The sequence below is a fragment of the Cellulomonas sp. NPDC089187 genome (assembly GCF_040685135.1).
Classification (GTDB): domain Bacteria; phylum Actinomycetota; class Actinomycetes; order Actinomycetales; family Cellulomonadaceae; genus Cellulomonas.
Map to the genome: position 1 here is coordinate 684,734 of NZ_JBFBHI010000002.1, position 22,600 is coordinate 707,333.

At 70.7% G+C, this 22,600-nt stretch carries 23 protein-coding genes; 16 read left to right on the forward strand and 7 right to left on the reverse strand.

Annotated elements, in window-relative coordinates; translation table 11 throughout:
• Positions 1-57: 57 nt before the first annotated feature.
• Positions 58-1,119, reverse strand: coding sequence for a DUF4439 domain-containing protein (locus AB0N78_RS07540; protein ID WP_363387826.1), 1,062 nt, complete (start codon positions 1,117-1,119; stop codon positions 58-60).
• A gap of 181 nt (positions 1,120-1,300) precedes the next feature.
• On the opposite strand from AB0N78_RS07540, the gene AB0N78_RS07545 reads away from it, so the two are divergent.
• The 6 genes from AB0N78_RS07545 (at position 1,301) to truB (ending at position 7,795) form a co-directional block, all read left to right on the forward strand.
• On the forward strand, positions 1,301-1,831 hold the full coding sequence (locus tag AB0N78_RS07545) for a ribosome maturation factor RimP (RefSeq protein ID WP_363387829.1): 531 nt from the start codon (positions 1,301-1,303) through the stop codon (positions 1,829-1,831).
• 1 nt (position 1,832) lies between these two features.
• Complete coding sequence (nusA, locus tag AB0N78_RS07550) at positions 1,833-2,927, forward strand: transcription termination factor NusA (RefSeq protein WP_363387832.1); 1,095 nt, start codon at positions 1,833-1,835, stop codon at positions 2,925-2,927.
• Between the two features lie 35 nt (positions 2,928-2,962).
• A complete protein-coding gene (locus tag AB0N78_RS07555; RefSeq protein ID WP_363387835.1) occupies positions 2,963-3,259 on the forward strand; it encodes a YlxR family protein in 297 nt (98 codons plus the stop codon).
• A gap of 173 nt (positions 3,260-3,432) precedes the next feature.
• A complete protein-coding gene (gene infB, locus AB0N78_RS07560) occupies positions 3,433-6,252 on the forward strand; it encodes a translation initiation factor IF-2 (RefSeq protein WP_363387838.1) in 2,820 nt (939 codons plus the stop codon).
• 114 nt (positions 6,253-6,366) lie between these two features.
• Positions 6,367-6,828 carry a 30S ribosome-binding factor RbfA gene (gene rbfA / locus AB0N78_RS07565; protein WP_363387841.1) on the forward strand — a complete coding sequence of 154 codons (462 nt, stop codon included), beginning with the start codon at positions 6,367-6,369 and terminating at the stop codon, positions 6,826-6,828.
• Entirely contained in the window at positions 6,818-7,795 is a 978-nt protein-coding gene (truB, locus tag AB0N78_RS07570; protein WP_363387844.1) for a tRNA pseudouridine(55) synthase TruB, read from the forward strand. Before rbfA ends, truB begins: the two co-directional genes overlap by 11 nt.
• A 24-nt stretch (positions 7,796-7,819) precedes the next feature.
• Here truB and AB0N78_RS07575 read toward each other — a convergent pair whose 3' ends face one another.
• Entirely contained in the window at positions 7,820-8,350 is a 531-nt protein-coding gene (locus tag AB0N78_RS07575; protein WP_363387847.1) for an NUDIX hydrolase, read from the reverse strand.
• Between the two features lie 92 nt (positions 8,351-8,442).
• On the opposite strand from AB0N78_RS07575, the gene AB0N78_RS07580 reads away from it, so the two are divergent.
• The 7 genes from AB0N78_RS07580 (at position 8,443) to AB0N78_RS07610 (ending at position 15,653) form a co-directional block, all read left to right on the forward strand.
• A complete protein-coding gene (locus tag AB0N78_RS07580; RefSeq protein WP_363387849.1) occupies positions 8,443-9,435 on the forward strand; it encodes a bifunctional riboflavin kinase/FAD synthetase in 993 nt (330 codons plus the stop codon).
• A 96-nt stretch (positions 9,436-9,531) separates the two neighbouring features.
• Positions 9,532-9,801 (forward strand): 30S ribosomal protein S15, encoded by a 270-nt coding sequence (rpsO, locus tag AB0N78_RS07585; protein WP_169165871.1) that lies wholly within the window; start codon positions 9,532-9,534, stop codon positions 9,799-9,801.
• Positions 9,802-10,005: 204 nt separating this feature from the next.
• Positions 10,006-12,219, forward strand: a complete 2,214-nt coding sequence (locus AB0N78_RS07590) for a polyribonucleotide nucleotidyltransferase (RefSeq protein ID WP_363387852.1) — start codon at positions 10,006-10,008, stop codon at positions 12,217-12,219.
• A 1-nt stretch (position 12,220) separates the two neighbouring features.
• Entirely contained in the window at positions 12,221-13,546 is a 1,326-nt protein-coding gene (locus AB0N78_RS07595) for a pitrilysin family protein (protein WP_363387854.1), read from the forward strand.
• Positions 13,547-13,598: 52 nt separating this feature from the next.
• The gene (locus AB0N78_RS07600; protein WP_363387857.1) at positions 13,599-14,387 is read left to right on the forward strand and encodes a hypothetical protein; all 789 of its coding nucleotides are present in this window, start codon (positions 13,599-13,601) and stop codon (positions 14,385-14,387) included.
• A 40-nt stretch (positions 14,388-14,427) separates the two neighbouring features.
• Entirely contained in the window at positions 14,428-15,183 is a 756-nt protein-coding gene (gene dapB / locus AB0N78_RS07605) for a 4-hydroxy-tetrahydrodipicolinate reductase (RefSeq protein ID WP_363388255.1), read from the forward strand.
• Positions 15,183-15,653, forward strand: a complete 471-nt coding sequence (locus AB0N78_RS07610) for a hypothetical protein (protein WP_363387860.1) — start codon at positions 15,183-15,185, stop codon at positions 15,651-15,653. The genes dapB and AB0N78_RS07610 overlap by 1 nt, the downstream gene beginning before the upstream one ends.
• 34 nt (positions 15,654-15,687) lie before the next feature.
• Here AB0N78_RS07610 and AB0N78_RS07615 read toward each other — a convergent pair whose 3' ends face one another.
• Genes AB0N78_RS07615 through AB0N78_RS07625 form a run of 3 tightly spaced genes read right to left on the reverse strand, consistent with a single transcriptional unit; the run spans position 15,688 to position 18,449 of the window.
• The gene (locus AB0N78_RS07615; RefSeq protein ID WP_363387863.1) at positions 15,688-16,248 is read right to left on the reverse strand and encodes a GNAT family N-acetyltransferase; all 561 of its coding nucleotides are present in this window, start codon (positions 16,246-16,248) and stop codon (positions 15,688-15,690) included.
• Between the two features lie 4 nt (positions 16,249-16,252).
• Positions 16,253-17,725, reverse strand: coding sequence for an NAD-dependent succinate-semialdehyde dehydrogenase (locus AB0N78_RS07620; RefSeq protein WP_363387866.1), 1,473 nt, complete (start codon positions 17,723-17,725; stop codon positions 16,253-16,255).
• Positions 17,726-17,783: 58 nt separating this feature from the next.
• Positions 17,784-18,449, reverse strand: coding sequence for a hypothetical protein (locus AB0N78_RS07625; RefSeq protein ID WP_363387869.1), 666 nt, complete (start codon positions 18,447-18,449; stop codon positions 17,784-17,786).
• Between the two features lie 62 nt (positions 18,450-18,511).
• On the opposite strand from AB0N78_RS07625, the gene AB0N78_RS07630 reads away from it, so the two are divergent.
• The gene (locus tag AB0N78_RS07630; protein WP_363387871.1) at positions 18,512-19,330 is read left to right on the forward strand and encodes a thymidylate synthase; all 819 of its coding nucleotides are present in this window, start codon (positions 18,512-18,514) and stop codon (positions 19,328-19,330) included.
• A gap of 4 nt (positions 19,331-19,334) precedes the next feature.
• Here the strand turns inward: AB0N78_RS07630 and AB0N78_RS07635 are convergent, their stop codons facing one another.
• Entirely contained in the window at positions 19,335-19,667 is a 333-nt protein-coding gene (locus AB0N78_RS07635; protein WP_363387874.1) for an AzlD domain-containing protein, read from the reverse strand.
• Positions 19,664-20,398 (reverse strand): AzlC family ABC transporter permease, encoded by a 735-nt coding sequence (locus AB0N78_RS07640; RefSeq protein WP_363387877.1) that lies wholly within the window; start codon positions 20,396-20,398, stop codon positions 19,664-19,666. Before AB0N78_RS07640 ends, AB0N78_RS07635 begins: the two co-directional genes overlap by 4 nt.
• A 393-nt stretch (positions 20,399-20,791) precedes the next feature.
• Here AB0N78_RS07640 and AB0N78_RS07645 point away from each other — a divergent pair, with 393 nt between their 5' ends.
• Positions 20,792-21,676 carry a sugar ABC transporter permease gene (locus tag AB0N78_RS07645; protein ID WP_363388258.1) on the forward strand — a complete coding sequence of 295 codons (885 nt, stop codon included), beginning with the start codon at positions 20,792-20,794 and terminating at the stop codon, positions 21,674-21,676.
• Between the two features lie 128 nt (positions 21,677-21,804).
• Positions 21,805-22,590 (forward strand): carbohydrate ABC transporter permease, encoded by a 786-nt coding sequence (locus AB0N78_RS07650; RefSeq protein ID WP_363388261.1) that lies wholly within the window; start codon positions 21,805-21,807, stop codon positions 22,588-22,590.
• Positions 22,591-22,600 lie beyond the last annotated feature (10 nt).

Below are 22,600 nucleotides of genomic sequence, written 5' to 3' on the forward strand. Positions count from 1 at the left end.
GGGCGGGGATCCCTGCCCGGGCCGTGCTGCGTCAGGAGAAGCCTTGCTGCACGCCGGTCAGGAGACGACGCTGTCCATCCCCGGCAGCGCGGTGGCGGTGCCGCCCCACGTGAGCAGGTCCAGCGCGGCCTCCCGCAGCCGGTCGACCAGCTCGACGCGGTCGCCGGAGTCGGCCCCCGTCTCCAGCAGCGCGTCGGCGTACACATCGGTGAGCTGGCGCTCCAGCCCAGCGCAGAACGTCCGCACCGCGTCGGCCTCCGTGGGGGTGCTGCCCAGGTCGTAGGCCACCTGGCGCGGGTCCTGACCTGTGCCCGCGATCCCGGCGACCTGTGCCCAGGACTCCGCCCGCGCGCGATGCGTCCGGGCATCGGCGAGCGCGGTGGTGCGGGCGTCCTCGCTCAGTCGGGCTGCGGCGACCTCGTAGCCATATCCGGCTTGGTCCTCGGCCACTACCAGGGCGGTGAGTGTCGCGGCGGGCAGGGTGGCGGGGGCGTCGGTGGCGGAGCCGTCACCGGAACCGGAGCCATCCGCGGCACCCGGGGTGCTGGTGAGCGATCCGGTGTCGGTAACGGCTGCCTCCGCAGCTACCTCGTCCGGAGCTGCCAGGCCGGGGACCTCCGCTCCGAGTGTGCTGGCCAGCTGCACCGCCTGTTGCGACCGGGCGGCGGCGATAGCGGCGAGCAACCGGGCCATCTGCGGGTCGGACTCCTGCACCGCTGCGCTCCGAGCGGATGAGGCCGTCGAGCCCAGCAGTGCCAGGAGCTCCGCCGTCGAGGTGGCCGCCGGGGTGCTGCTCGGGCTGGGGGAGGCCGTGGGGGTCTCGAGTCCGGAGTCGTAGACCCCGCCGAGCTGGTCCACCTGCACGGCGGCGGCATCCTCGATCAGGGTCAGCACGGTGCCCAGCGCCGGTTCGGCACCGTCAGCCAGTCCCGCGGCCGAGTCGGCGAGGGCGAGCGCGTCCTGCACGGCATTACGGCGTACCGACTCGGCGGCATCCGGTGTCGGCTCGGTCGGTGCAGGGGATTCCAGTCGCAGCCCACAGCCGCTGAGGGCCAGGGCGGCGACGGCGACCAGCGCCGCGAGACGGTGGCGCGGACGGGGCGCGGACGTGGTGCTCATCACGGCCGATCCTGCCATGAACCGCATCACGCCCCGGAGTCAGTAGGCTGACCCCCAGCAATGTGGACGGTTCGCCCGCCGTGCCGATGCCGGATGACGCACCACGCATGACAACCGCACAACGTCAGCTCTCGCATCGCCGGTGTGCGCCGTCCGATGACAGCCGACTTCAGGAGGACTCATGTCCGCGTCGAGCAGCGAGATCCGCCCGCTCGTGGAACCCCTGGTGTCCGCCGCCGGACTGTGGCTGGAGGATGTGGAGCTGCTGCGCGAGAGCGGGCGCCACGTGCTGCGGGTCGTGGTCGACGCACCGGAGGACGCCGACGACTCGGTGGACCTGGATGCGGTCGCCACCGTGACCCGGGCGATCTCCGAGGCACTGGACGGCGTGGATCACCGCCTGCCCGAGCGCTACACCCTGGAGGTGGGCACCCGTGGTGCCACCGCCCCGATGACCGCGCGTCGGCACTTCAGCCGGGCGATCGGTCGCCTGGTGGTGCTGGAACTCGCCGAGGGGGAGCCGCTGCGTGGCCGCCTGGTCGAGGTGGAGCCCGGCGAGGGTGTGGAGGCGACGCTGGTCGTCGTCCCGGAGAAGGCGGGGGTCAAGGGACGCCCGCCCAAGATCGGTGACCCGGTGCGCATCCCCCTGTCGGCGGTGCGCGCGGGTGTGGTCGAGGTGGAGCTGCGCGGCGGCCCGGACGAGGAGGACTGACATGGACATCGACATGCAGGCACTGCGGCTGATCGAGCGGGAGCGCGAGATCAGCCTGGACGTGCTGGTGTCCGCGATCGAGCAGGCGTTGCTCTCCGCGTACCACCGCACCCCGGACGCCTATCCGGACGCCCGGGTGGAGCTGGACCGCAAGTCCGGTCACGTCACCGTCTGGGCCCGTGAGCGGATCACCGTCGCCCAGGACCCGGTGGAGACCGTCGGTGAGGACGGCCAGACCATCACGGTCACCCCGCCGCCGCGCACCGAGCTGGGCTACGAGTTCGAGCACACCCCGTCCGGCTTCGGTCGGATCGCCACCGCCACCGCACGCCAGGTGATCGTGCAGCGGCTGCGCGATGCCGAGGACGATCAAGTGCTCGGGCAGTTCCGGGACAAGCAGGGTGAGGTGCTCTCCGGCGTCATCCAGCAGGGCCGCGACCCGCGGGTGGTGTTGGTGGATGTCGGCGGCACCGAGGCCGTGCTGCCGCAGCACGAGCAGGTCCCCGGCGAGGAGTATCCGCACGGTGCCCGGATTCGTGCCTATGTGCTGGATGTCTCCCGGGGTCCGAAGGGTCCGCAGATCACGCTGTCGCGCACCCACCCGAACCTGGTCCGCAAGCTCTTCGAGCTGGAGGTGCCGGAGATCGCCGAGGGCAGTGTGGAGATCACCGCGCTGGCCCGTGAGTCCGGGCACCGCACCAAGATGGCCGTGCGCTCCCGGGTGCAGGGTCTGGGTGCCAAGGGTGCCTGCATCGGCCCGATGGGCGCGCGGGTGCGGGCGGTGATGGCCGAGCTGCAGGGCGAGAAGATCGACATCGTCGACCACTCGGACGACCCGGCTGAGATGGTGGCGCATGCCCTGTCTCCGGCCCGGGTGGTGTCGGTCACGGTGGTGGATCCCGATGCCCGTGCGGCGCGCGTGATCGTCCCCGACTACCAGCTGTCCCTGGCGATCGGCAAGGAGGGCCAGAACGCCCGACTCGCGGCCAAGCTCACCGGGTGGCGGATCGATATCCGCTCCGATGCGGCCGACAGCGGGCCGGGCGCGGGGGAGTCCACCGACGCCGCCGCGGGGGCCGACGGTCTCAGCCGTTGACCTCGCGCGCTAGACTGGCTGGAGCTGGGCAGGTCATGCCCGACATCCCCCGTGAGCGCAGCAGGTCGAATCCTGTCCGCACCTGCGTGGGATGCCGTCAGACCGGCCCGAGGTCGGCCCTGTTGCGGGTCGTCGCATCGTCCGTCGTCACCGAGGCAGAGCCCCGGGTGCTGACGGTGGACGAGCGGCGGTCGTTGCCGGGTCGGGGAGCGTGGCTGCACCCCGAACTTCATTGCTGTGAGCTTGCCGAACGCCGTCGTGCGTTCCCCCGGGCACTGCGGATCGCAGGACCGGTGGACGTCAGTACGGTGCGTGGCCACCTCGGAGGATGAGGGGGACCGGCCGCCGGAGACCTCCGGTGGTCAGCACGGAAACCGTCGACATGGGAAGCGGGTTGAAGAAGCCGATGGCTACCCGATGAGCACGCACCGATGAGTACCCAGCGATGAGTACCCAGCACTAACGACGGTCCGACCCTGTCCGGGCGGACCGAGACAGGAGAGATGTGGCCAAGGTCCGCGTCTACGAGCTCGCCAAGGAGCTCGGAGTCGATAGCAAGACCCTCATGACCAAGCTGAACGAACTCGGTGAGTTCGTGCGCTCGGCGTCCTCGACGATCGAGCCGCCGGTGGTCCGCAAGCTGCGGGACACCTACCCCGCCGCCGGTGGTGGCGACAGCAAGGCCGAGTCCAAGCCCGCTGCGAAGCCGGCACCCAAGCCTGCCGCGAAGCCGGCTGCCGCCCCCGAGGCGCAGGCTCCGGCCGCTGAGCCCGCTACGGCTGAGAAGCCCGCGGACGCCCCGGCTGCTGCGAGCAAGCCCGCACCGGGCCCGAAGCCGGCCCCGGCAGCGCAGGCTCCGACCCCGGCCGCCGCTCCGGCTGCCGAGGCGCCCCGTCCGGGTGCACCGCGCCCCAGCGGTCCGCGTCCGGGCAACAACCCGTTCGCCTCCTCCCAGGGCATGCCGCGCTCCGGCGAGGGCCGTGGCGGCTCTCGCTCGGGTGGTCCGCGTCCGGGCAACAACCCCTTCGCCTCCTCCCAAGGCATGCCTCGTCCGGGGGAGCGGCGCAATGCCGAGGCCCCGGCCGCGCAGGCCGGTGGCGGCGAGCGTCCGGGCGGCCCGCGTCCCGGCGGCCCCCGTCCTGGTGGTCCCCGTCCCGCGGCTCCGCGTCCCGGCGGTGGCCCGCGTCCGAACCCGGGCATGATGCCGGGTCGCTCCACCAGTGGTGTGGGGCGTCCGGGTGAGCGTCCGGCCCGTCCCGGTGGCGGTGGCCGTCCCGGTGGCGGCGGTGGCTACGGCGGCGGCGGTGGTCGTCCCGGTGGCGGCGGCGGTGGCGGTGGCTTCGCCGGTCGTCCCGGTGGTGGCCCCCGCGGTGCCGGTGGTCGTGGCAGCACGCAGGGTGCCTTCGGGCGCGCTGGTGGTCGCCCGGTCCGGGGACGGAAGTCGAAGCGCGCGAAGCGTCAGGAATTCGAGCAGATGCAGGCGCCGTCGCTCGGCGGCGTGCAGGTGCCCCGGGGCAATGGCTCCACGGTCATCCGCCTGCGTCACGGCGCGTCGCTGAACGACTTCGCGGACAAGATCGACGCGAACCCGGCCTCGCTGGTCACCGTGCTGTTCCACCTGGGCGAGATGGCCACGGCCACGCAGTCCCTGGACGAGGACACCTTCGGCACGTTGGCTGCTGAGCTCGGCTACGTGGTCGAGATGGTCTCCGCGGAGGAGGAGGACCGCGAGCTGCTCGGGGCCTTCGACATCGACCTGGAGGCCGAGCTGGCCGAGGAGGACGACTCGCAGCTGCTGCCGCGTCCGCCGGTGGTCACCGTCATGGGTCACGTCGACCACGGAAAGACCAAGCTGCTGGACGCGATCCGCTCCACCGACGTGGTCGCCGGCGAGGCGGGTGGCATCACCCAGCACATCGGTGCCTACCAGGTCCGGGCCGAGCACGAGGGCGTCGAGCGTCCGATCACCTTCATCGACACCCCGGGTCACGAGGCGTTCACCGCCATGCGTGCCCGTGGTGCCCAGGTGACGGACATTGCGATCCTGGTGGTCGCGGCGGATGACGGCGTGATGCCGCAGACCGTCGAGGCCCTGAACCACGCCCAGGCGGCCGGTGTGCCGATTGTGGTCGCGGTGAACAAGGTCGACAAGGAGGACGCCAACCCGGCGAAGATCCGCCAGCAGTTGACCGAGTACAACCTGGTGGCCGAGGAGTACGGCGGCGACACCATGTTCGTCGACGTGTCGGCCAAGCAGCGGATGGGCATCGACAGCCTGCTGGAGGCGGTCCTGCTGACCGCCGACGCGGCGCTGGACATGCGGGCGAACCCGAATAAGGACGCCCGTGGTGTGGCCATCGAGGCCAACCTGGACAAGGGCCGCGGTTCCGTGGCCACCGTCCTGGTCCAGTCCGGAACCCTGCACGTCGGTGACGCGATCGTCGCCGGCACCGCTCACGGCCGGGTGCGCGCCATGTTCGACGAGCACGGCAACACGGTCACCGAGGCGGGTCCGGCCCGTCCGGTGCAGGTGCTGGGTCTGGCCTCGGTGCCGAGCGCCGGTGACACCTTCCTGGTAGCGCCGGATGAGCGGACCGCCCGTCAGATCGCCGAGAAGCGTGAGGCCGCCGAGCGTGCCGCCCTGCTGGCCAAGCGCCGCAAGCGGATCAGCCTCGAGGACTTCACCAAGGCACTCGAGCTGGGCAAGGTCGAGACTCTCAACCTGGTCATCAAGGGTGACGTCTCCGGTGCCGTCGAGGCCCTGGAGGACGCGCTGCTCAAGATCGACGTGGGCGACGAGGTCGACCTGCGTGTGATCCACCGCGGCGTGGGCGCGATCACCCAGAACGACGTGAACCTGGCCACGGTGGACAACGCCGTGATCATCGGCTTCAACGTCAAGTTCGGTGAGCGGGTCGAGGAGCTGGCCGACCGCGAGGGTGTCGAGGTCAAGTTCTACTCGGTCATCTACGCGGCCATCGACGATGTCGAGGCGGCCCTCAAGGGCATGCTCAAGCCGGAGTACGAGGAGGTGCAGCTCGGCACCGCCGAGGTGCGCGAGGTCTTCCGCTCCTCCAAGGCTGGCAACATCGCCGGTTCGCTGGTCCGCTCCGGCGAGATCCGCCGCAACAGCAAGGCCCGTGTGCTGCGCGACGGCAACGTGATCGGGGACAACCTGACCATCGAGTCGCTCAAGCGGTTCAAGGACGACGCCACCGAGGTCCGTGAGGGCTACGAGTGCGGTATCGGCCTCGGGTCGTACAACGACATCCGCGAGGGTGACGTCATCGAGACCTGGGAGATGCGCGAGAAGCCGCGCGTCTGATCTGGACCTCACGGTGGGCCCGCACCCGCGCCATCACGGCGTGAGGTGCGGGCCCACCGCCGTTCGGGGGATGATCCTCCGATCAGCAACAACATGCCGAAAGAGAGAGCAGTCATGGTGGATCACCCCCGGGCCCGCAAGGTCGCCGACCGGATCCAGCAGGTCGTCGCGCAGATGCTCGACACCCGGATCAAGGACCCGCGGCTCGGGTTCGTCACCGTCACCGATGTGCGGGTGACGGGCGATCTGCAGCACGCCAGCGTCTTCTACACCGTCTTCGGTGACGACGAGGCACGTGAGGGCACCGCCGCCGCTCTGCGTAGCGCCACCGGCATGATCCGTTCCGAGGTCGGCAAGCAGCTGGGCGTCCGGCTGACCCCGACGTTGGAGTTCGTCCTGGACGCCGTGCCGGAGACTGCCGCACACCTGGACGCCGCGCTGTTGGAGGCCGCCCGCCGCGACCGTGAGGTCTCCGAGCTGGCCTCAGCCGCCCAGTACGCCGGGGACGCCGACCCGTACAAGAAGCCCGCCGACGACGAGGACGACGCTGACGGCACTGCCGACGATGACCGCTGAGCAGCGGGAGCAGCGCGCGAGTCGTCCCCGCCGACCGACCGCAGCCGACGGCTTGTTGGTGATCGACAAGCCCGCCGGGTGGACCAGCCACGATGTGGTGGCCAAGGCCCGATGGCTGGCGGGCACCCGCAAGGTCGGGCACGCCGGGACACTGGACCCGATGGCCACCGGCGTGCTGGTGCTGGGGATCGGTCGGGCCACCCGGTTGCTGACCTACGTGGTGGGCGCGGAAAAGGAGTATCTGGCCACCATCCGGCTCGGGGTGTCGACCAGCACAGACGACGCCGAGGGTGAGGTCACCGGCAGGACGGATGTGGGGGTGCACCCCTGGCCCGAGCTGCAGGTCCGGCTCGCGGACGCAGTGGCCGAGCTGACCGGCGACATCCAGCAGGTGCCGTCGTCGGTGAGCGCGATCAAGGTGGACGGGCAGCGCGCCTACGCCCGGGTTCGGGCCGGGGAGGACGTCCAGCTGGCGGCGCGCCCGGTGACCGTGCATGCCTTCGAGGTGAATGACCAGCAGGTCGTGCCGGATGCGGATGGTTCCGGGCTGATGGCCTGGGATCTGTCGGTGCGGGTGGTCTGCTCCTCGGGGACCTACATCCGCGCGCTGGCCCGGGACCTGGGGGAGCGGCTCGGCGTGGGCGGGCACCTCACCATGCTCCGGCGCAGCCGAGTGGGCGGCTACCCGCTGTCCGAAGCCCGGTCGATGGCCGAACTGGAGGCCTGGCCGGTGGACATTCCGCTGGACACGCTGCCGCTGGCCGACGCCGCCCGCGCGACCTTTCCGGTGCGGGACCTGACCGCCGAGGAGGCGCGGGCGCTCGGGCACGGTCAACGCATCGCGCCCAGCGGGGTGGACGGGTCCGAGCGGACGGTCGCTGCACTCGGACCCGATGGCGTGCTGGTGGCGCTGATCGAGGACCGTGGTCCGCAGGCTTGGCCGGTGCTGGTCTTCAGCGGGTCGTGACCGCAGCGGTCGGCGGTGTTGACCTCAGCGTCCGCGGGTGACCAGGAACCGCATCACGGCGGTCAGTGACATGCCGTCGGTGATCAGCCCGCCAGTGACCATCTCCCGTAGTCGCGCCACCGGCAGCCAGTCCACCCGGTCGGCCTCGGCGGGATCGGGGTCGCCGACCAGCTCTGCGGAATCGGTCTGCCAGATCTGGAACTCCTGATCCGAGATCCCGTTGGACGGGTGGTAGCTGAGCAGGTGCCGCAGCGGGCCCGGTCGCCACCCGGTCTCCTCCAGGGTCTCGCGGGCCGCCGCCTGCTCGGGGGTCTCACCCTCATCCACCCCGCCGGCGGGCACTTCCCAACCGCGGGTGCCGGTCAAGAACCGGTGGCGGTGGATCATCAGGAGACCGCGATAGGGGTCGTGCACGATCACCCCGACCGCAGGACGAGGGAATCGCAGGGCGTGGTGGTCGACCCGGCCGTGCCCGGGAATGTCGACATCGACCAGGTCGACCTTGACCCAGGGACTGTCATAAACGGTGCGCTCACCGTATGTCTGCCACGTCATGGCGCAGATGGTAGGGGTGACCTGTGCATCGTGGCAGGCTTACGCCGACTCGACGGTGGAAGAGGAACAGATTGAGGGGACGGGACGCATTCGTGCAGTGCTGGACTGAGGTCAGACAGGTGCCGGAGGGCTTCGGACCGTCGGTGGTGACCATCGGGAACTTCGACGGTGTGCACCGTGGCCACGCCAGCGTGCTGTCCCGGATGGTCGCCGATGCCCGGGACCGGGGACTGGCGACGGTGGCGATCACGTTCAGCCCGCATCCGCAACAGGTGCACCGTCCGGAAGCCGCCCCGCCGCTGCTCACCGGTGACGCTGACCGGCTGGAGCTCCTGGCCGGCACCGGGCTGGACGCGGTGCTGCTGGTCGAGTACACCCTGGACTTCGCCCGCCAGTCGCCGGAGGAGTTCGTGCGGACCTATCTGGTCGACGGACTGCACGCCCGCTCGGTGGTCGTGGGGCGCGACGTGCGCTTCGGGCGGGACAACACCGGTGACCTGTCGACCATGCGGGAGCTGGGCACTCGGTACGGCTTCACGGTGCAGGTGATCGACGACGTCACCGGTGCGCCCGATGTCACCGCCGCGGAGGAGGGGGACCGGCGCTGGTCCTCCACCTGGGTGCGGGAGCTGTTGGCGGCTGGTGACGTGCGCGCGGCGAGCACCGTGCTCGGTCACCCGCACCGCATCCGGGGGCTGGTCGTGCACGGCGACGCTCGCGGCCGGGAGCTCGGTTTCCCGACCGCGAACTTGGAGCCGGAGTCCGAGGGCATGGTCCCGGCGGACGGGGTGTACGCGGGGTGGTTGCGGGTGGTGCGCCCGCAGGGTGGTGAGCGGGTGCCGGTGCCGGAGTGCGCACCGCTGCCCGCGGCGATCTCGGTGGGCACCAATCCGACCTTCGACGGGGCGCAGCGCCGGGTGGAGGCCTATGTGCTGGACCGCACCGATCTGGACCTGTACGGCGCGCAGGTGGTGTTGGAGTTCGTGGCACGAATGCGGCCGACCCTGCGGTTCACCGACATCGACGCGCTGATCTCGCAGATGCACATCGACGTGGCCGGTGTCCGCGAAGTCCTCGATGCCTAACTGATAGGGTTGCCTCGCCGTCAGAACGGCCGCGGACCAGAGAGCGCCCGGGTGGACCTGCCCCGGAGCACCGCGCAACGACATTCAAGGAGAGTCGTGCCCCTCGACATCGACACCAAGAAGTCCATCATCGCCGAGTACGCCACCCACGAGGGCGACACCGGCTCCCCGGAGGTCCAGATCGCGCTGCTGACCCGGCGCATCAACGACCTGAACGAGCACCTCAAGGAGCACAAGCACGACCACCACAGCCGGCGCGGCCTGCTGCTGCTGGTCGGCCAGCGTCGTCGGCTCCAGGCGTACCTGCAGAAGACCGACATCACCCGCTACCGCGCGCTGATCGAGCGCCTCGGCCTGCGGCGATGATCGCCTGACCAGCCCGGACCCTGACTGGGGTCCGGGCTGGTCCTGCGTCAGGGGTCGGATACCCCCGGCGCATCACACGAAATACCCCGAGCACCCTGTCCGGCCTCGTCCGGTCCTCGGTAGTGGGTCACGGAACACGGTTCCGTGGACCTCGATCGAAGACCGCCGCGGCCCGGGGGCTCACGAACCCGAAGGAGGGCACCCGTGGAGGGTCCCGAGATCCAGTTCGCCGAGGCCGTGATCGACAACGGCACGTTCGGCAAGCGCACCGTCCGCTTCGAGACCGGCCGTCTGGCCAAGCAGGCCGCCGGTTCGGCGATGGCCTACCTCGACGGCGAGACCGCGCTGCTGTCCGCCACCACGGCGGGCAAGCACCCCAAGGACCAGTTCGACTTCTTCCCGCTGACGGTGGACGTCGAGGAGCGGCAGTACGCCGCTGGGAAGATCCCCGGCTCGTTCTTCCGTCGTGAGGGTCGCCCCTCGACCGAGGCGATCCTGGCCTGCCGGCTGATCGACCGTCCGCTGCGCCCGTTGTTCGTCAAGGGCCTGCGCAACGAGGTCCAGGTCGTCATCACCGTGCTGGCGATTCACCCGGACGACGCCTATGACGTGCTGGCGATCAACGCCGCGTCGGTGTCCACCCAGATCTCCGGCCTGCCGTTCTCCGGCCCGGTCGGTGCGGTGCGGATCGCCCTGATCGACGGCCAGTGGGTGGCCTTCCCCCGGTACACCGAGCGGGAGCGTGCCACCTTCGAGATCGTCGTGGCCGGTCGGGTCGTCGGTGACGACGTCGCCATCGCGATGATCGAGGCCGAGGCGCCGGAGAAGTCCTGGAACCTGATCAAGAACGAGGGCGGCGTCGCGCCGACCGAGGAGATCGTGGCCCAGGGTCTCGAGGCCTCTAAGCCCTTCATTCGGGTTCTGGTCGAGGCGCAGCAGCAGCTCGCCGCGCAGGCCGCCAAGGAGGTGCGGGAGTTCCCGACCTTCCCGGACTACCAGCCCGACGCGTACGCCGCGGTGGAGAAGGCCGCTGAGGCCAAGCTGCACGAGGCGATGTCCATCGCGGACAAGCAGACCCGCGAGAACCGTCAGGACGAGGTGAAGGCCGAGGTCCTGGAGGAGCTGGCCGCCGAGTTCGAGGGCCGCGAGAAGGAGCTGTCCGCCGCGGTGCGTGCGGTGACCAAGAAGGTCATCCGCCAGCGCATCCTGACCGACGGCTTCCGGATCGACGGGCGTGGCCTGCGGGACATCCGCACCCTGTCCGCCGAGGTCGAGGTCCTGCCCCGCGTGCACGGTTCGGCGCTGTTCGAGCGCGGCGAGACCCAGATCATGGGTGTCACCACGCTGAACATGCTCCGGATGGAGCAGCAGCTGGACACGCTGTCGCCGGAGACCCGCAAGCGGTACATGCACAACTACAACTTCCCGCCCTACTCCACCGGTGAGACCGGCCGGGTGGGCTCGCCGAAGCGCCGCGAGATCGGTCACGGCGCGCTGGCGGAGCGGGCGCTCATGCCCGTGCTGCCCAGCCGCGAGGAGTTCCCTTACGCGATCCGTCAGGTCTCCGAGGCGCTGGGCTCCAACGGTTCGACCTCGATGGGCTCGGTCTGCGCCAGCACCCTGTCGCTGCTGAACGCCGGTGTGCCGCTGCGTGCCCCGGTCGCCGGCATCGCCATGGGCCTGGTCTCCGACACCGTGGATGGTGAGACCCGCTACGCGGCGCTGACCGACATCCTCGGTGCCGAGGACGCCTTCGGTGACATGGACTTCAAGGTCGCCGGTACCCGCGAGTTCGTCACCGCCATTCAGCTCGACACCAAGCTCGACGGCATTCCCGCCTCCGTGCTGGCCGACGCGCTGACCCAGGCCAAGGAGGCTCGCCTGGCGATCCTCGACGTGCTGAACGAGGCCATCGACGTCCCGGACGAGATGTCCCCGAACGCCCCGCGCGTCATCTCCGTGAAGGTGCCGGTCGACAAGATCGGCGAGGTCATCGGCCCCAAGGGCAAGATGATCAACCAGATCCAGGAGGAGACCGGCGCCGACATCTCCATCGAGGACGACGGCACGGTCTACATCGGCGCCACCGACGGTCCGTCGGCGGAGGCCGCGCGGGCGGCGGTCAACGCGATCGCCAACCCGCACATGCCCGAGATCGGTGAGCGCTTCGTTGGGACCGTGGTCAAGACCACGACCTTCGGTGCCTTCGTCTCGCTGTCCCCGGGCAAGGACGGCCTCCTGCACATCTCGCAGATCCGCCGGTTGGTCGGCGGCAAGCGGGTGGAGAACGTCGAGGACGTGCTGAAGATCGGCCAGAAGGTCCAGGTCGAGATCGGCGAGATCGACCCGCGCGGCAAGCTGTCGCTGCACGCCGTGGTCGACGAGGCCGCAGAGAACGACGAGAAGGCCGACGCCTGAGGTGTCGCTGCTTCTCCCGCTCGTGCCCTCGGGTGAGCCCGGGGCCGAGCTGACCTCGGCCGGGCAGGACGGTGACGACATCCGTCGTTCTGTCCTGCCCGGCGGGGTCCGCCTGCTCACCGAGCGTGTGCCCGGCATGCGCTCGGTGAGCGTGGGTGCCTGGGTCGGTGTCGGCTCCCGGGACGAGAGCGACGGGCACCACGGCTCGACGCACTTCCTGGAGCACCTGCTGTTCAAGGGCACCGCACGCCGGACCGCGATGGACATCGCTGAGGCCTTCGACGAGGTCGGCGGTGAGGCCAATGCGGCCACCGGCAAGGAGCACACCTGCTACTACGCGCGGGTGCTCGACGAGGACCTGACCATGGCGACCGACGTGATCGCCGACATGGTCACCTCCGCCCGGCTGGACGCCGATGAGCTGGAGACCGAGCGCGGGGTCATCCTCGAAGAGCTCGCGATGAACGACGACGACCCCAGCGACGTGGCGCACGAGCGCTTCGCTCAGGTCGTCCTGGGCGACCACGAGCTGGGCCGCCCGATCGGTGGCACGCCGGACACGATCCGTGCGGTGCCCCGCGAGGCGGTGTGGGAGCACTACCGCCAGCACTACCGCCCTGACACCCTGGTGGTCACCGCCGCGGGTGGGGTGGACCACGACGCGCTGGCCGACCAGGTGGTGCGGGCCCTGACCGACGGCGGCTGGGAGCTGCCCGCCGGATTCGCCCCCGCCGGTCGCCGGGCCGCTGCCCAGGCCGTCATTCCGACCGGGGGAACCCGGATCACTGTCACCCGCAGCACCGAGCAGGCGAATGTCCTGGTCGGCGGCGTGGGGATCACCGCCACCGACCCCCGCCGGTTCACGCTGTCCGTGTTGAACGCGGTGCTGGGTGGCGGCATGTCCTCCCGGCTGTTCCAGGAGATCCGCGAGAAGCGCGGCCTGGCGTACTCCACCTACTCCTTCGCCTCCGGGCATGCCGACACCGGGGTCTTCGGGCTGTACGCCGGATGCACCCCGGCCAAGGTCGACCAGGTCACCGAGCTGTTGATCGCCGAGTGGGAGCAGCTGGCCGACGGTGGCATCACCCAGGCCGAGCTTCAGCGGTCCATCGGGCAGCTGTCCGGCGGCCTCGTGCTCAACCTGGAGGACTCCGGGTCGCGGATGAGTCGGCTGGGCAAGTCCGAGCTGGTGCACGGTGAGCTGCTGTCCACGGGAGAAGCGCTCGACCGGCTTCGGTCGGTCACCGCCGAGCAGGTCCGCGAGCTGGCCGCGGAGCTGGCGTCCCGCCCGCGCTCGGTAGTGCGGGTCGGACCCTTCGGGGACTGAACCGGGCCTTCGGGACCTGATGCGTCCCCGGGGCAGCGGTCAGAATGGGGCAATGAGCCACAGCCCCGTTCGCGCCCGGCGTCGCGTCCTGGTCCGCGGTGATCTGGTGCACGACCTCACCGAGCTGACCGTCGGTCTGCCGGGTGTGCATCTGGTGCTGCCGCAGTGCCTGCCGACGTTGGTCCTGCGGTCGGGCAGCGCGGAGCGGGTCGACCTGCTGACCGGGGCCCGCGCGCGGATGGGCAGCGTCCTGTGCGGGCCGAGCACGCGACCGTGGGCGGTGCGCGAGGAGCCCGGATCGCGGGTGACGGTGCTGCGGCTGCGACCGGAGGCGTTGGTACGGCTCGGTGCGCCGGTGCCTCAGCTGGTGGACGGCTGCGTCGACCTCGACGTGTGGGGGCTGCGGCTGGGCGGTGCTGCGGGGGTCGATGCCGGGGACCGGGACACTGCCGCACTCGACCGGGCCCTGAGCGAGGTGGCGACCCCGGTCGACGACGTGCTGCGTCAGCGGGTCGGTGCGGCGGTCGGGCTGGTGTTGGCACACGGCGGCGTGGTCTCCACGGTGGAGATGGCCCGGGCCGCGCAGCTGCCACCGTCGGAACTGTTCCTGCTCCTGGACGACGCGCTGGGCCTCGACCCAGAGCGGGTGGCCGCGGCCGAACGACTGCGGCGCGCGGTGCGGCGGACGGTGCCCTCCGGGGCGAGCCTCCAGCGTGTGCTGGCGGGCTTGGGCGAATTGACCGCGTTGGCACCCCGGGAGCTGGAACGGCTGGGACTGGACCACGCCGGGCTGGACCTCGTGCTGCGCCGCGGCGCCGGGCTGGTCACCGACCGGAGGTGACCGTGCTGCGGCGGGCCGATCGTCGCGACTAGGGTGGCCGATCGTGACGACTCTGCGAGTGGCCGTGCTGGGCGCGGCGGGACGAATGGGCCGGACCGTGGTCGAGGCGGTGGACAGTGCCCCCGACCTGGAGCTGGTGGCGGCGCTCGATCGTGACGACGACCCCACCGAGCTGTCCCGCACCGGTGCACAGGTCGCGGTGGACTTCACCGTGCCCTCGCAGACCGAGGCGAATGTCACCGCGCTGATCCGCCAGGGGATCCACGCCGTGGTCGGCACCACCGGATGGACCGAGGACTCTGTGGCCCGCGTCCGCACCCAGCTTGCCGAGCACCCGCAGGTCGGTGTGCTGGTGGCACCGAACTTCGCGCTGGGGGCGGTGCTGGCGATGCGGTTTGCGTCGATGGCTGCCCGCTGGTTCGAGTCCGCCGAGGTGGTGGAGCTGCACCACCCGGAGAAGGTCGACGCGCCGTCCGGCACCGCCCGGCACACCGCCGAGGGCATCGCCCAGGCCCGGGCCGTCGCGGGGCTCGGGCCGATCCCGGATGCGACCAGCACGGGGCTGGACGGCGCGCGCGGCGCTGATGTCGACGGGGTGCGGGTGCACGCCGTGCGGCTGCGCGGGCTGGTCGCTCACGAGGAGATCCTGCTCGGCAACGCGGGGGAGCAGCTGACCATCCGGCACGACTCCTTCGACCGGGTGAGCTTCATGCCCGGTGTGCTGCACGCGGTCCGGACCATTGGCGACCGGCCGGGTCTGACCGTGGGGCTGGACCAGCTGATGGACCTGGACTGATGAACGGTCGTCGTCGCACGTCGCTGATCGCGGCGGTCGCCCTGACCGCGTTGCTCGGGCTGTACCTGTGGCTGGTGGTCGGGCGGGCGGTCTCGCTGATCCGCACCGGCGAGCCGGTCGGCATCGGGCTGGGCATCGCGTTCGCCGTGCTGCCGCTGCTGGTGCTGGTGCTGGTGGCCCGCGAGTGGCTGTTGGCCATCGATGTGCAACGGATGGCGGACACCCTGGCTGAGCGTGACGAACTGCCGGTGGACGATCTGCCGCGCTCACCGGGTGGTCGGATCGACCGGGCGGCGGCGGTGGCGGCATTCGACGGGGCGCGGGCCGAGGCGGAACAGGCCGCGGCGGACGACTGGGGTGCCTGGTACCGGCTCGCCTTCGCCTATGACGCTGCCGGTGATCGGCGCCGGGCGCGGGCGACGCTGCGCACCGCCTCCCGCATCCACCGTGGGCGCAGCCCGGCGAACTGACAGGCCAAGCTCGTCATCGTGCGATGGCGCCTGGTCAGATCGCGGCGGCCCACAGCCGCTCGGTGAGCTCGCGCGGATCGCCCTCGGTGCCCAGCCGACGTTGCGCACCCATATCGTCCAGCCCGGCAGCGCCCAGGAACTGCTCGCGGATCGCGTCACCGGTGAGCACCCAGGTCTGGACACTGCCGGCCCGGTCCTCGTCGCGGAGCAGATCGACCACGGCGGCCAGCAGGCGCGAGCCGTGACCGAGTCGACGGGCCTCGGGCAGCACCTCCAGCGCCAGAATCTCCCCACCGGGTACGTCGTCACCGGCCTCCGGCGGAGCGGTCACCGGGGCCACCGAGGCGAAGCCGACCAGCCGTGGCCCGTGCATCGCCACCAACACGCGGAACCCCGGACCGGGCGGCGCGGTGATCGCCTGCGCCCACTGGGCCGCCAGCTGTGCCACGTCGATCCGGTCCAGCACACCCTCGCCCAGGGTCTCGGCCAGTGTGTCCTGCCAGGCGGCGAGCTGCACCCCGGCGACCGCGTGCTCGTCGCCGGGGATGGCGGGACGGACGGAGACATCGGCGGTGGGGGCCAGGGGGCTGGTCATGGGCTCACCATGCCACGTACACCGGCTCCAGGTACTCCTCGATCCCGGCTTCGCCGCCCTCCCGGCCGATACCGGAGTGTTTGACCCCGCCGAATGGTGCGCTGGCATCCGAGACCATGCCCCGGTTGATGCCGACCATCCCGGCCTCCAACGCGTCGGTCAGCCGCAGCGCCCGGGACAGGTCACGGGTGTAGGCGTAGGCCACCAGCCCGAAATCGGTGCCATTGGCCAGCGTGAGGCCCTCCTCCTCGGTGCCGAAGGCGGTGATCGGTGCCACCGGACCGAAGATCTCCTCGGTGACAGCCGGGGTGTCCGCCGGGACCCGGTCCAGCACCGTCGGCGGGTAGAAGTGCCCGCGGCGGGCGATCGGCTCGCCGCCAGTGCGGACCCGTGCCCCGTCATCGGCCGCCCGCGCGACCAGCCCCGCCACATGCTCCACCGCCGAGGACTCGATCAGCGGCCCGACGGTGACACTCGCCTCCGCCCCGTGCCCCACCCGCAGCTCCGTGAAGGCGGCGGTCAACCGGTCGGCGAACTCCGCCGCCACCGACTCCTGCACCAAGAACCGGTTCGCCGCCACACAGGTCTGCCCGGAGTTGCGCATCTTGGCCGCCACCGCGCCCTCCACCGCGGCATCCAGATCGGCGTCGGCGAACACCAGGAACGGGGCGTTGCCGCCGAGCTCCATGGAGGTGCGCAGGATCTGCTGTGCGGCCTGCCCCAGCAGGGTGCGACCGACCTCGGTGCTGCCGGTGAAGGACAGCTTGCGCAGACGACGATCGGCGATCACCGGGCCAGTGACCTGTCCGGAGGAAGCGGTGGGGATCACCGAAATGACACCGGCGGGCAGATCGCGGGCCTCCAGCTCTTCGCGGATCAGCTCCGCGAAGAACGCGGTGGTCAAGGGGGTCAACCGGGCCGGTTTGACGATGATCGGGCACCCCGCGGCGAGCGCCGGTGCCACCTTGCGGGCGATCATCGCGATCGGGAAATTCCACGGGGTGATCGCCAGCGCCGGGCCGACCGGGCGGCGCAACACCATCTGGTGGTGCGTGCCCGCCGGGGCCCGTCGGGCCAGACCTTCCCACCGCACCGCCTGCTCGGAGTACCAGCGCACGTACTCCGCGGCGTACTGCACCTCGGCACGGGACTCCGCCAGTGGTTTGCCACCCTCCGCGGTGACCAGCGCGGCGATGTCCTCGGTCCGCGCGACCATCGCGTCGAAGACTGCGCGCAGCAGATCCGACCGGGTGCGCGGTGCCACCTCCCGCCACGCTGGGAACGCGCGATCGGCTGCATCCAGGGCGGCCACGGCGTCCTCAGCGGTGGCATCCGCCACGTCGAAGATCACCTCGCCGGTGCCCGGGTCCTCGACCGTGAAGGTGCCCCGGCCGGCAGCCGCACGCCACCGGCCGTCGATCAACAGACCGGTGGGCAGATGGGCGGCCACGGTGGGCGGGAGCACGGCGGTGGGCATGCGGCCAGTGTCACGCGATGCAGGGCGCGGCGCGCGGCGGAGATCGAGGCGGACCGGGTTAGCGCGCGTTCCAGTGGTCGTACACGGGGAACTGCCGTTGTCGCGCCCACGCGGCTACCGCGGCGCGAGCACCGGGGACCATCCGGTCGGCTGCGGTTCCGGCGTGCGCGTAGGGGTAGGGGAGCGCGGCGGTGAGGTGCTGCATCAGGTACAGCACCATCAGACCGTCGTTGTCGAGCTGGGCCTCGGTCCGGGGTCGGCCACGCTCGATGAGCATGACCGTCCACCGCCCGTCCGGGTCACGGCGTGCGGAGAAGTCGGGGTCGTACTGATAAGCGATGTGGTCCCGCCGCGTCAGGTGCCAATGGGGGTACTGCGCGGTCATGACCTCATTCCATGTGGTCACCACACCGACCGGAGTCCACGGGGCAGGGAAGAACAAGCGCAGGGCGATCTGCAGCACGGTCGCAGTGGGGTAGGCAGAGACCAGCGGCCGCCAGGGGGTCACCTGTTCGGACACCAGAGCGGCGAGCAGCAGATCCTCCAGGTGCTGACCGCCGCAGGCCCGACCGACCTCGGCGACATACTCGGCCAAGGCCCGATGAAACCGGGTGTGCTCCTCCCGGGTTCGGAACGGCGGCACCGGAACGTCGGGGACCAGGTGAAGCGCCTCGGGCAGCTGATACAGCGGGTCGGTGACCCGAGGGTGGGAGAAGTCCGCCATCGCCGGATCGTAGCGCTGGGCTGCACCACCGGTACGCGACACCGGCGCATACGATGGGCCCCATGACCGCCCCGTCGTACGCCACCCGGACCACCCCCTACGAGGACCTGCTCCGGTTGGTCATGGAGACCGGCTCCGCCAAGTCGGATCGCACGGGTACGGGCACGCGGAGTGTCTTCGGGCATCAGATGCGCTTCGACCTGGCGCAGGGCTTCCCGCTGGTCACGACCAAGCGGGTGCACATGCGCTCGATCGTCCAGGAGCTGCTGTGGTTCCTGCGCGGGGACTCGAATGTCCGCTGGCTCCAGGAGCGAAACGTGACCATCTGGGACGAGTGGGCGGATGAGAACGGTGAACTCGGCCCGGTGTACGGGGTGCAGTGGCGGTCGTGGCCGGCACCCGATGGTCGGCACATCGACCAGTTGTCCGAGTTGTTGACCAACCTGCGTCAGGACCCCGACTCACGTCGACACATCGTCTCGGCGTGGAATGTCGCAGAGATCCCGAATATGGCGCTGGCACCGTGCCATGCGCTGTTCCAGTTCTACGTGGCGGACGGCAAGCTCTCCTGCCAGCTATACCAGCGGTCGGCGGACCTGTTCCTGGGGGTGCCGTTCAACCTGGCCTCGTACGCGCTGCTGACGCACATGGTGGCCCAGCAGGTGGGGTTGGCGGTCGGAGACTTCATTTGGACCGGCGGGGACTGCCACATCTACGACAACCACGTCGACCAGGTGCGCGAGCAGCTGTCCCGGGAGCCCTACCCGTTCCCGACCCTGAAGCTGCGCCAGGCGGATTCGTTGTTCGACTACACGTTGGAGGACGTCGAGGTCGTCGACTACCAGCACCATCCGACGATCAAGGCACCGATCGCGGTCTGAGAGCTCATCTCATCCAGCCCAGGGCGCGCAGGACTGCGGCGCTCGCGGCTGCCAGCACCACCACGACGATGAACGGTGCGCGCAGCAGCAGTGCCACCGCGGCCACCACCAGTGCGGCGGCGCGGGCATCGATCTGCACGGCTGCGCCACTGGTGGCCGTCTGCACCGCGACCAGAGCGGCCAACAGGGCCACCGTGACCCAGGCAGCGGTGCGGGTGACCCGGGGGTGGGACAGCAGCCGACGGGGCACCAGGTGACCGGCCACCTTGATGGCGTAGACGACCGCCGAGGACGCCACGACGGCGATCCAGGTCGCGGCCCGGTCGAGGGCGTTCATGGGGTGACCTCCGGTCGGTCGACTGGGGCGGGGCTGCCGTCGCCGGGGGAGAGCACCCCGACCACCACCGCCAGCACCGCCGCGGCCAGCACTGGAACTCCGGCGGGCACCACCGGGGTGAGGGCCAAGGCCGACACCGCCGCCGCGAACGCCACCCACCGGCCGGTGCGCGCCGCCGAGTCCCGCCCCGTCACCCGGGGCCAGAGCAGTGCCAGGAACGCGGCCGCCGCTGCCGCGTCCAGGCCATAGGTGCGCGGGTCGCCGAGCGCGTCACCGAGCAGGGCACCGGCCAGGGTGAAGGCGTTCCACAGCACGAAGACCCCGACACCGGTCCACCAGAACCCTGCGCGGGCGGCGGCGGGGGAGGGCTGGGCGGTGCCGACGGCGGTGGACTCGTCGATGGTGAGGTGGGCGGCCAGCAGCCGTCGCCAGCCGCGCACATTCAGCAAGCCGGAGACCTGCACCCCGTACAGCCCGTTGCGTGCGCCCAACAGCCCGGCGGTGGCCACCACCGCACCGGCACCACCACCGGCACCGATCACTCCCATGGCGGCGAACTGTGAGCCGCCGGAGAACATCACCAGGCTCAACACCATGGTCTGGGCCAGATCCAGCCCGGCCGCGACCGCGAGCGCCCCGAAGGACACCCCGTACAGCCCGGTGGCCACGGACACCGACAGTGCGGTGCGGACGGCGGAGCGCACGGCGGGATCGCTGGTGCGGGCGGACACCCGGCGAGAGTAACCGCCCCGACCGCCCCGACCACCCCGTGCCGCCCCGTCTCGACTGCCCCGTGCCGCCCGACCGCCCGTGCCGCCCCGTCTCGACCCGGGCCTCTGGGCATCAGAGAGGGCCGGGAGCTGACTGATCCGCGACCGCAGACTGTCCGGTGAGCGTCGGGACGGTGCCCGCAATGAACTCCCGGCGAACTGAGCCCGAAGGCTTCCCGACATCGACCGAATCGTCGAAATCCCGTTCCTACAGTGGCTCGGGCCGCCAGCACGGCAGCCCCGTGACACCCCGAGCGGAAGTTTCTCCCCGTGACCTCTGATGTCCTCGCGTCGCCCATCACCGGTGGTGCCGCGCACGGCGGACCGGCCCCCAGGACCGCCCGCCGCGGCGGCCTGAGCGCGCGCCGTCGCCGCACCGCCATGCTCTGGTTCCTGCTGCTCGCCGGTCCGAACATCGCCCTGCTGCTGGTGTTCGTCTACCGGCCGCTGATCCAGAGCTTCTACCTGTCGACCCTGCAATGGAACCTGGGCTCGCCCGTGGCCCGGCAGGTCGGGTTGGGCAACTACGTCGAGTGGTTCACCGCCGCCGGCACCGGTCGGGTGATCGGCACCACCGTGGTCTTCACCGTGCTGACGGTGGGCGGGTCGATGGTGCTGGGTCTCGGCCTGGCGCTGCTGCTGAATCGGAAGCTGAGGGGCCGCGGATTTGCCCGGACGGTGGCCTTCGCGCCCTACGTGCTCTCCGGATTCGCGGTGGGGATTCTGTGGCTGTTCATCTTCGACCCGCGCTACGGGCTGATGTCCGAGCTGCTCAGCCTGGTGAACCTGGACTCGCCGCAGTGGTACACCCAGCGTCCCTGGCCGTTGGTGATGATCACCGTGGTCTACCTGTGGAAGAACCTGGGCTACGTCGCGCTGATCTACCTGGCGGGGCTGCAATCGGTGCCGCAGGACCTCAAGGACGCGGCGGCGCTGGACGGGGCGTCCCCGAGTCGGACCCTGCGGGCCATCGTGCTGCCGCTGCTGACCCCCACCACGTTCTTCCTGCTGGTGACGATGATGCTGGCCTCTTTGCAGTCCTTCGACCTGATCAAGGCGATGACCAGCGGCGGCCCGCTCGGTTCGACCACCACCCTCATGTACTCGATCTATGAGGAGAGCTTCGTCAACGGCCGCGCCGGGTACGCCTCGGCGGTGGCGACGGTCCTGTTCCTGGTGCTGCTGGCCGTCACCGCGGTGCAGATGCGCTTCATCCAGCGGAAGGTGCACTACTCGTGAGCGTCCTGACCCCGCGCCGACCGACCGCGCTGCCGCAGAACACCCTGCGTCCCGCCGCCCCGGTGCGCCCCACACCACCCGGTCGCTCCGGGAGTCGACGCCGCCCACCAGTGGTGGGGTACGCGACGATGATCCTGGCGACGATCGTGCTCGGTGCCCCGTTGATCTGGCTGGCACTGGCCTCGTTCAAGACGCCGGGGGAGCTGTACAGCCTGCCGTTGCAGTGGTTGCCCGGTTCCCTGGACACCGCCAACTATCAGCAGGCCGCGGACACCGTCCCGCTCGGCCGGCTGCTGGCCAACAGCGTGGGCCTGACCATCGTCGGAGCCGGGCTGAAGGTGCTGCTCGGTCTGGGCTGCGCCTACGGGCTGGTGTTCCTGGACTTCCCGTTCAAGAAGGTGATCTTCGGGTTGGTCATCGCCACGTTGATGATCCCGCCGCAGATCACGATCATCCCGAACTACACCCTGGTCGCCGGTCTCGGCTGGCTGAACACCTACCAGGGGATCCTGGTGCCCGGTCTGGCGTCGGCCTTCGGCACCTTCCTGTTCCGCCAACACTTCCTCACGCTGCCCGGGTCGATCCTGGAAGCCGCGGAGCTGGACGGGGCGGGGCACTGGCGCAAGCTGTGGCGGTTCGTGGTGCCGATGTCCACCCCGACCATCGCCGCAGTGACGCTGGTGTCGGTGGTCACCGAGTGGAATGACTACCTGTGGCCGTTCCTGGTGATCGACCGCCCGGACAAGATGACCCTGCCGGTGGGCCTGACCCTGCTGCAGAACATCGACGGCATGACCAACTGGGGCGTGCTGTTGGCCGCCACCGTCGTGGTGACCCTGCCGATCCTGATCGTCTTTCTGGTGCTGCAGCGCCGACTGGTCGACGGTCTCACCGCGGGGGCCGTCACCGGCTGATCCGCCACGG